Source organism: Armatimonadia bacterium, from assembly GCA_039679385.1.
Classification (GTDB): domain Bacteria; phylum Armatimonadota; class Zipacnadia; order Zipacnadales; family JABUFB01; genus JAJFTQ01.
Genome location: JBDKVB010000054.1, coordinates 1 through 8625, shown reverse-complemented (window position 1 = coordinate 8625; position 8625 = coordinate 1). Strand labels below are relative to the sequence as shown.

Annotated in this window: 7 protein-coding genes; 3 read left to right on the top strand and 4 right to left on the bottom strand. The window is 65.1% G+C overall.

Going from position 1 to position 8625, the window contains the following annotated elements; genetic code table 11:
* From ABFE16_05960 to glyQ, 4 genes are all read right to left on the bottom strand, one after another.
* On the bottom strand, positions 1-213 hold a 213-nt coding region (locus ABFE16_05960), incomplete at its 3' end, for an aldo/keto reductase (protein ID MEN6344832.1).
* Positions 214-363: 150 nt separating this feature from the next.
* Entirely contained in the window at positions 364-1428 is a 1065-nt protein-coding gene (locus ABFE16_05955; protein ID MEN6344831.1) for a deoxyguanosinetriphosphate triphosphohydrolase, read from the bottom strand.
* A gap of 45 nt (positions 1429-1473) precedes the next feature.
* The gene (gene glyS / locus ABFE16_05950) at positions 1474-3612 is read right to left on the bottom strand and encodes a glycine--tRNA ligase subunit beta (GenBank protein ID MEN6344830.1); all 2139 of its coding nucleotides are present in this window, start codon (positions 3610-3612) and stop codon (positions 1474-1476) included.
* A 75-nt stretch (positions 3613-3687) separates the two neighbouring features.
* A complete protein-coding gene (gene glyQ, locus ABFE16_05945) occupies positions 3688-4575 on the bottom strand; it encodes a glycine--tRNA ligase subunit alpha (protein ID MEN6344829.1) in 888 nt (295 codons plus the stop codon).
* A 569-nt stretch (positions 4576-5144) separates the two neighbouring features.
* On the opposite strand from glyQ, the gene ABFE16_05940 reads away from it, so the two are divergent.
* The 3 genes from ABFE16_05940 to ABFE16_05930 all read left to right on the top strand — a co-directional run bounded on the left by ABFE16_05940 (position 5145) and on the right by ABFE16_05930 (position 8351).
* A complete protein-coding gene (locus ABFE16_05940) occupies positions 5145-5738 on the top strand; it encodes a ribonuclease HII (GenBank protein MEN6344828.1) in 594 nt (197 codons plus the stop codon).
* A gap of 339 nt (positions 5739-6077) precedes the next feature.
* Positions 6078-6713 carry a prepilin-type N-terminal cleavage/methylation domain-containing protein gene (locus tag ABFE16_05935; protein MEN6344827.1) on the top strand — a complete coding sequence of 212 codons (636 nt, stop codon included), beginning with the start codon at positions 6078-6080 and terminating at the stop codon, positions 6711-6713.
* A gap of 129 nt (positions 6714-6842) precedes the next feature.
* Complete coding sequence (locus ABFE16_05930; GenBank protein ID MEN6344826.1) at positions 6843-8351, top strand: hypothetical protein; 1509 nt, start codon at positions 6843-6845, stop codon at positions 8349-8351.
* Positions 8352-8625 lie beyond the last annotated feature (274 nt).

Here is an 8625-nt window from a genome sequence, read left to right as displayed (position 1 = left end):
GGCCTCCTTGCGGCGGTACTTGAGGACTCGGCCATACTTCATCTCGCTGTCCTGGTAGGCGCGAGCGTTGTCCAGGTAGTTGATGCCGCTGTCCAAAGCGCGATTGATGATTGCGTCGGTGAGGTCGAGGTCCTCGACCCGGATCATGGGGATACCGCCCAGGCCGATCTCGCCGACCTGAACGCCGGTACGGCCAAGGGTACGCCTTCGCATCGGCTACACCTGCCATGGTTTGCGGCGCTCCTGCCGGTGCGAGGACCGAGGAGGCCGCTGCTCCCGGCTCCCGGGAGGCAAACGCCGCGATTATAGCACTCCCCTCCAAGGGAGGCAAAAGAAGGTGTGGAGAAGGCGGGTCGGTGGGGGTTAGTGATCTTCGACGGGTGGATAGCCGCTGGGGAGGAAATGGCGGACGTACTGGTCGCGGGCGAAGCGGTCGGTCATGCCGGCGATGTAGTCGCAGACGAGGCGTGCGCGGGTCTTCCCGTCGGTGGGCACGAGCTGGATGGCCTCGTGGAGGATGGTGTCGGAGTTCATGTAGACGTCGAAGAGCTGCCCGATGATGCCCTCGACCTTGGCCGCCTCTGCCTGGAGCAGCTCGCTCAGGTAGACGTGGTCATACAGGTAATCCTTGAGGCCGTCCATGGCGGCGGTGACGTCCTCGCTCATGGCCAGCTGCGGTGAGTCGAGGCTGCAGTTGATGACGTCCTCGACCATTCGACCGACGCGGGCACTGTGATGGCGGCCGATCTCATTGAGCACTTCCTCGGGGATCTCCTCCTGCATTACGACACCCGACCGCAGGCAGTCATCGAGGTCATGGTTGACGTAGGCGATGCGGTCGGAGAGGCGAACGACCAAGGCCTCGAGGGTTGCTCCCGGAGGACGGTGGAGCGTGCCCCGGGTGTCGGCGCGGCCCTTGGAGTGGAGGAGGATACCCTCGCGCGTCTCGGCGGTGAGGTTGAGGCCGGAGCCATCGCGCTCCAACTCATCCACCACCCGGAGGCTGTGCTCGGCGTGGTTGAAGTGGGCGTTAGGGTCGTGTCTGCGATAGGCCTTGTCGAGGGCGTGCTCGCCGGCGTGTCCGAAGGGTGTATGGCCCACATCATGGGCCAGGGCGATGGCCTCGGTCAGGTCGTCGTTGAGGCGCAGGGCCTTGGCGATGGTGCGGGCGATCTGGGAGACCTCAAGAGTGTGGCTGAGACGGGTGCGCAGATGGTCGGAGGCAGGAGAGAAGAAGACCTGGGTCTTGTAGGCCAGGCGGCGGAAGGCTCGGCACAGGTGGATGATGCGGTCGCGATCGCGCTGGTAAACCGTCCGCACAGGGCACGGGGACTGGGGGAAGCGCCGTCCCCGTGACTGTGCGCTGAGAGCCGCATAGGGGCTCAGAGTCTCGCGTTCGGTTTGCTCGATGCGCTCACGAATGGTCATGGCCGGGTAGCCCGGGCCTCTTTCCCCGCAAGAGTTGTGTGGCGCCTACTGGCCCTCGCGGACGACCTGCAGGAAGTCGGCGACCCCAAGGAAGGTGCGGTCGATCTCACGCAGCAGGGCAAGTCGGTTGTTGCGCACCGGCTCGTCGTCGACCATTACCATGACTTGCGCGAAGAACTCATGGATCGGTTCGGCGAGGGTGGCGAGTTCGTTGACGGCCATGGCGTAGTCTCGCGGTGTGCTGGACAGGGAAGACGTGACGCCGCGTCGGACTTCCTGACTCGTGGCCCAGAGCTTCGGCTCGCCGTCCTCCTGGAACAGGGACTCGTTGACGAGGAGGCCCTCGGGAAGCTGCTCCGGCCGGGTGATGCGGGCCGGACGCTCGGCAGCCGTCACAAGGGTGTCGAAAAGGGCTGGTGCGCTGGTCCGCAACTGCTGGAGGTACTGGGCGCGCTCGTAGGCTTCGCGTGCGTCGTCCCAGTCGGCACCGAGGGCCGCCCGTGCGAGGTCATAGGTGACGCCGTCGCGGGTGAGGACGAAGTCGAGGCGCTGAGCAAAGAAGCCCATCAGGGCATCGAGGGCCGCCTCCGGCGCCAGGACCTTCGCGACCTCCTTGGCCTTCTCCAGCTTCGGCACGGGGAGCAGGTTGAGAGCGTAGAGCAGGGCCTCGCGGAGGTTCAGATGCAGGCTTCGGCCCAGCAGCATCTCGACGATCCCCTGGGCCTGTCGACGCAGAGCAGAGGGGTCGGCCGAACCCGAAGGGATTGCGCCCAGTCGGAAGCAGGCGGCGAGGTTGTCGAGCTTGTCGGCGAGGCTGACCAGCGTGCCGGCCAGGGAAGCGGGAACATCGTCACCGGCTCCGCGCGGGCGGTACTGCTCGGCGATGGCGGTGGCAACGTCCTCCGGCTCGCCCTGACGGAGAGCATACTCGCCGCCGATGATGCCCTGGAGCTCGCCCAGCTTGCTGTCGCCGACCATGAGGGTTACGAGGTCGGCCTTGCTGAGGTGTGCCGCGCGAGTGGCGGTCCCGGCGACCTCAGCGTCAAAGGCCGGGCAGGACTCTGCGAGGTGGGCCACGAGCTTCTCCAGGCGAGCGGTCTTGTCGGCCAGAGTCCCCATGCCCTCCATGAAGGTAACGCGAGCCAGGGAGGCAGCGCGGTCGTCCAGGGAGTGCTTGAGGTCTTCGGTCAGGTAGAACTCGGCATCGGCCAGCCGCGGAACGATGACCCTCTCGTTGCCGGCCCGGACGATCTCGATACCCTCGTCGGTGCCATTGCGGACGGTGATGAAGTAGGGGAGAAGGCGGCCGTCGCCGTTCTCGACCGGGAAGTAGCGCTGGTGGCCCCGCATGACGGTGACGATGACGGGCTCCGGCAAGGTCAGGTACTTGGGGTCGAAGGCTCCCCACAGACAGGTGGGCCACTCGACGAGGAAGCTGACCTCAGTGAGCAGGTCATCGTCGATGCGCGCGTTGCCCCCGACTTCGGCTGCGGCTGCCTGAGCAGAGGTGCGAATGGCCTCCCGGCGTTCGTCCTGGTCGGCAAGGACGTAGTTGGCGCGCAGAGCCTCCACGTAGGCTGAGGGGCTGTCGAGGTGCACGGCCGAGGAGCCGAGAACCCTGTGGCCTCGGCTGGCATCGCTCGCTGTGACGCCGGCGACGGTCAAGTCGAGAACCTGCGAGCCCAGCAGTGCCACGAGCCAGCGGATCGGACGTGCGAAGCGGTGGTCAAGGTCGGCCCAACGCATGGTCTTGGGGAAGCTCAGGCCCAGGGTGACCTCAGAGAGCAGATCGGGGAGGACGCCGGCAGCGGGCTGACCGGGCTCACAGACGGCGACGAAAACCCAGCTACCCTTGTCGGTGTCGCGGATCTGGAGGTCCTCGACCGCCACGCCACGAGTGCGTGCGAATCCCTCCGCGGCCTTGGTGGGACGACCGTCGGCGTCGAAGGCCTTGTCGGCCGGTGGCCCCTTGTACTCCTGCTCCATATCGGGCTGTCGGTCGGCGACGTCCTTGAGGAGGATCGCCAGACGCCTGGGCGTGCCGTAGGTCTGAACCTCACCGTATTCCAGGTGCAGTTTGCCGAGGCCTTCGGCGATCCCCTGCTTGAGCTGCTCGAGTGCGGGGAGCACAAAACTTGCCGGTATCTCTTCTACGCCAATCTCGTAGAGCAGGTCGCTGGGCATTCAGTTGGCCTTCTCAATCTTGGAGGGTGTGTACGTCGCGTCCCAAGTGCAGCGGATTCCAGGGCAGCAGGAGAGCTACCCGGCAGCGGCCTCCAGCTTTTTGCAGAGGGGGAAGCCGAGTTCCTCGCGCTTCTGCAGATACGCCTGCGCCACTCGTCGCGCCAGGCCCCGGACCCGCAGGATCATGCCGGGTCGCTCGGTGATGCTTACGGCGCCGCGGGCGTCGAGGAGGTTGAAGACGTGGGAGCACTTGAGGACGTAGTCGTAGGCAGGCAAGGGAAGGCTTGCGTCCATCTGGGCGAAGGCTTCCTTCTCGAACAGGTCGAAGAGCGTCCAGAGCATGTCTACGTTGGCGGTCTCGAAGTTGTACTTGGAGAACTCGAACTCTTCCTCGTAGCGGAGCTCGCCGTAGGTCACCGTGTCCGACCACAGGAGCTTGCGGTAATCATCGACCTGCTGCAGGTACATGCACAGGCGCTCGGGACCATAGGTGATCTCAACGGTCACCGGCTTGCACGAGATGCCACCGACCTGCTGGAAGTAGGTGAACTGCGTGACTTCCATGCCGTCAAGCCAGACCTCCCAGCCGACTCCTGAGGCGCCGAGAGTGGGTGATTCCCAGTCATCCTCGACGAAGCGGACGTCATGCTTGCGCATGTCGAGGCCCAGGGCTTGCAGGCTGGCGAGGTAGCGCTCCTGGATGTTGTCGGGTGAGGGCTTCATGACAACCTGATACTGGAAGTAGCGCTGGAAGCGGTTGGGGTTCTCGCCATAGCGGCCGTCGGTGGGGCGTCGACAAGGCTGGACATAGGCTGCATTCCAGGGCTCGGGCCCCAGGGAGCGAAGGAAGGTGTCGCCGGACATGGTCCCGGCGCCCATCTCCAGCTCATAGGGCTGCATGGCGGCACAGCCCTGGGCAGCCCAGTATTCACTCAGCGTGGAAAGCATCTTCTGGAAGGTCATCACGGAAGGTTCCCTCTCGCGACCAGATACCTGCGGGCATAATGAAGGGCCCGGCACGGGTGCCGGGACTGGCGGTAGTTTAGCAGGGAGGAACGTGGACGTCAACGCAGCAGGGCAAGGGGAGAAGGCACCTCACCCCCTGGCCTCGTCTGCACGGCAACGGCACCTCACCCCCTGCCTTCGGCATACGGTCTCCACGCACGGCAACGGCACCTCACCCCCTGCCTTCGGCGTCCCACTCTCCACACGGTGGCGAGGGGGAAAGGCAGTGATGAGAGGCAACGGCGAGAGGCAACCGCAGAAGGCAGCGGCGAAGTGCCGACTCAGGTCGTGGAGTGGTGGTCGGTACCGGCAAGGCGCGAGTTGCCGACGCCTATTCTGGTCCCCCGTTCCAAGAGTGGGTAGGAGCGGGAACAGGTCGCGGAAGAGGTGATGGGAGAGGTCGGGGTGAAACAGACTTGCCTATGAGTGGATCGTCTGAAGATAGGCCGACTGCCAAAGACCACCCTCCTACTGCCAGAGGTCGCCCTCGCCTGCCCCGGTCCGCTCCGAGAACTCTCGAGAGACAGATGGCGGCTCAGGGCTACCGGGCAGTGGCGGGAGTCGATGAAGTCGGTCGCGGCTGCCTGGCTGGCCCGGTTGTTGCAGCGGCTGTGGTGATGCCCGATGCACCGGCAGTGCCGCATGTGACCGATTCGAAGCAGCTCACTCCAGCCCAGCGGGAGGAGATTGCGGCGCAGATTCGTGAGGTGGCCCTGGGCATCGGCCTGGGGATCGTTGCTGCCTCGGCGATCGACGCCACCAACATCCTCCGGGCGACCCATGCGGCGATGCGCACTGCGCTGCAGGACCTGGGAAGTGGCGTGGACTATGCGCTGGTGGACGGCCGTCCGGTCCCGAACCTGCCCGTGGAGAGCCAGGCGGTCGTTGGCGGAGACCGGCGCTGCTATTGCATCGCGGCGGCCTCGATCATCGCCAAAGTGTATCGGGATACCATCATGGAGTGCCTGGAGTGCTACTACCCGGGCTACGGGTTCGCGGAGCACAAGGGGTATGTGACGGCTCAGCACTGTGAGGCCCTGGAGAGACTGGGACCGTGTCCGGCACACCGTCTGAGCTTTGAGCCCCTACGGTCGCGTAGTCAGGGCAGGCTGGACCTGTAAGGTTGCGGTGGAAGGTCACCCCCGGCCCGCTCTCCACGCACGGCAAGGGCACCTCACCCCCTGCCTTCGGCATCCCCCTCTCCACGCGGTGGCGAGGGGGAACGGCAAGGACGAAAGGCAAGGACGAAAGGCAAGGACGAAGGGCGACGACCCAAGGCAACGACAAAGTGGCGGCGCACTCCCCGAAGCAGTGGTGGGTGCCGGCTGGGTGCTGGTCGCCGACGCCGACTCTGGGTCCTTCTGCCAAGTGTGCGTGACGAGCAGGCTGGTGGGCGCTTGCGTGTCGGGGAGTCGGATATGGTATACTGGCCCGCATAGGAGGGGTTCAGGAGGCCGCCCGTGCGAGAGTGTCGGCGTGGCTTCACGCTCATCGAGTTGCTGGTGGTGGTCGCGATCCTGGCGATCCTGGCCGGCCTGCTGTTCCCCGTCTTCGCGCGTGCGAGGGAGAAGGCACGGTCGACGGTCTGCCTGTCGAACCTGCGGCAACTCGGCGCAGCGATGGCGATGTACTGCCAGGACTATGACGGGCGATTCCCCTGGGGCGTCGACCCGGCGGACCGCTACTGCCCGGAGATCTGGAGCGGATACCCGCAGTGGCAGGCCCAACTGGCGGTGATGCCTTTCCTGCACGATGCCCTTAACCCTTATGTTCGCAGTCACCAGGCGTGGCACTGCCCTTCCGACACGGGATACAGCGTGCTGGAGGACACGAACTCGACCTTGAAGGCCGAGCCGACCTCCTACGAGGTGTTCGACACCAGCTATGTATGGAGGACGGAGATCTGCTTTGTGGGGGCGACGACGGAGTCTTTGCGCGACCCAAGCGGCACCAATGTGCTGTTCGACGGGCACGGTGGTTGGCATGGCGGCAGGAGCTACGAGGCGAGGCGCTGGAACATGCTGTTTGGCGATTTCCATGTGAAGCAGGTCAACCGGACAGCCTATGAGAAGGCGTGGCTAACGCCCCTGCAGTAGCTGCCGGCCAGGTGAACTGATGGCGCCCTGGCCCCGTGGAGACACTTCGGGAGCGAGGACAGCGCCGCTTTCCTGTCTTGATGGAGCAGTGAGTTGGCTGAGCAACCGCGTGTGGATGACCACCGTCAGATGCACCGACGTTCGGGCGCTCTGACGGCTGCGCTGATGATGCTGGGCAGCTCGTACTGCGACATGCTGTTTGGCGTCGTGCGCGGGATTGTGGTCATGAACCTGCTGGGGCCGACGGGGCGCGGGATCATGCGCCTTGTGGCCATGGCGCACAAGTATCTGACGCATGCCCACCTGGGGATCCTGCACGGGGTGAGCAAGGAACTCCCGCAGGCGCTCGGTCGCAAGGACTTTGAGAAGGCCGACGAGATCGAGAGCGTCGGGGCCACCTACGTAACCCTCTCCGGGATTGTCGGCGGAGCAGGGATGCTCCTCTTCGGGTGTCTGAGCAACTACGGACCGTCCACCAAGGCCGCACTGATGGCCGGTGGCGGGATCCTCGTTACCCTCCAGTCCTACGCTTTCTACCGCACGGTCATCCGCGCCTGGGGTCTGTTCCCGGTGCTGGCCGGCGCCTCGGTTGTGAACACGGTCTCCGAGTTCGTGCTGATCCTGCTGGGTGCCCGCTACTTCCACATCATGGGCGCCATGCTCGGCTGGCTGTTGGCAGACATCATCAGCATCCTGTATTTCCGGTTTGCCTCTCGCCTGGTTGTGCCCGTGTGCTTTGACTGGCGGGTAGCGGTGCGTCTGGCCCTGACCGGCCTGCCCATTGCGCTGATCATCTTCTCCGAGACGCTGCTGCGTACGGTAGACGGCATCATCGTGGTCGCCCACTACAGCGCCTACCGGTTTGGTCTGTACAGCGTGGCCATGCAGATGGCGACCTACCTCACCAGTATCCCCTCGGCGGCCGGGTTCGTGATCATGCCGCGGATCATCGAGTCCTATGCGGCCAACGGTGACCTGGCGCGGGTGCGGCGGCAGATCATGGTTCCGACCATCGCATCGGCGACCCTGATGCCGGCTCTGGCCGGTTGCGCCTTCATCATGCTTCCGCCGGCAATCCGCACGGTGGTTCCGAAGTTCGAGGGCTGCATCTTCGCCGCGCAGGTGCTATCGCTGGCGAGCGTGTTCCTGTCGCTGCCGGTGGCCGCCAACGGCCTGCTCATTGCTATCAACCGCGAGCTGCTGGTAGTCATGAACAACGCCCTGGGAGCCGGGGTGATCTACTTCGCAGCGGGCTGGCAGGCCCGGCACGGTGGAAGCCTGCGGGATGTGGCTGTGGCGACCAGCGCCGGATACCTGCTGTCCGGGCTGCTCTCTGTGGTGCAGGTTCTGGGCCGGTACCACGCCTCGAAGTGGGAACTGGTGTGGCAAGTGGCGATGAGTTACATTCCCTTCGGCTGGGGTCTGCTGGCCCTGCGACTGTCGGGGTGGCTAACGCACTCGCCTAGCGATCCCCTGGGTAGCGACTGGTGCCGCGCCCTGATCCGCCTGGTGCTGTTCATGGTGATGATGGTTCCGGTGCTCCTGTACGGCAACTCCCGCACAGGGCTGTTCGGAGAGCTCAGGCGGGCCGCCCGGAAGTTCGCTCGTCGTAACGGCAACAACTCCCCGGCCAAGTAGTCTCCCCTGGTTGACCCAGACTCCCGGTGTGGACAGTGGCACGCAGGTCGGCGGTTGTGCTGCGTGGAAGTGGGCCAGCGTGTCTGAACGGTCGACACACACAGGAGGTCCGGCATGTCTGATACCCCTTCGCTTCTGCAGTTTCTGTCTGACGTTCGCGGAATCTCGGGCTTCGAGGGCCGGGTTGCGCGGTTCGTGCGTGACCAACTGGCGCCCATCGCCGAGGTAACTTGTGACAATCTGGGCAGCGTGCTGTGCCGCCTGCGGTCCTCGG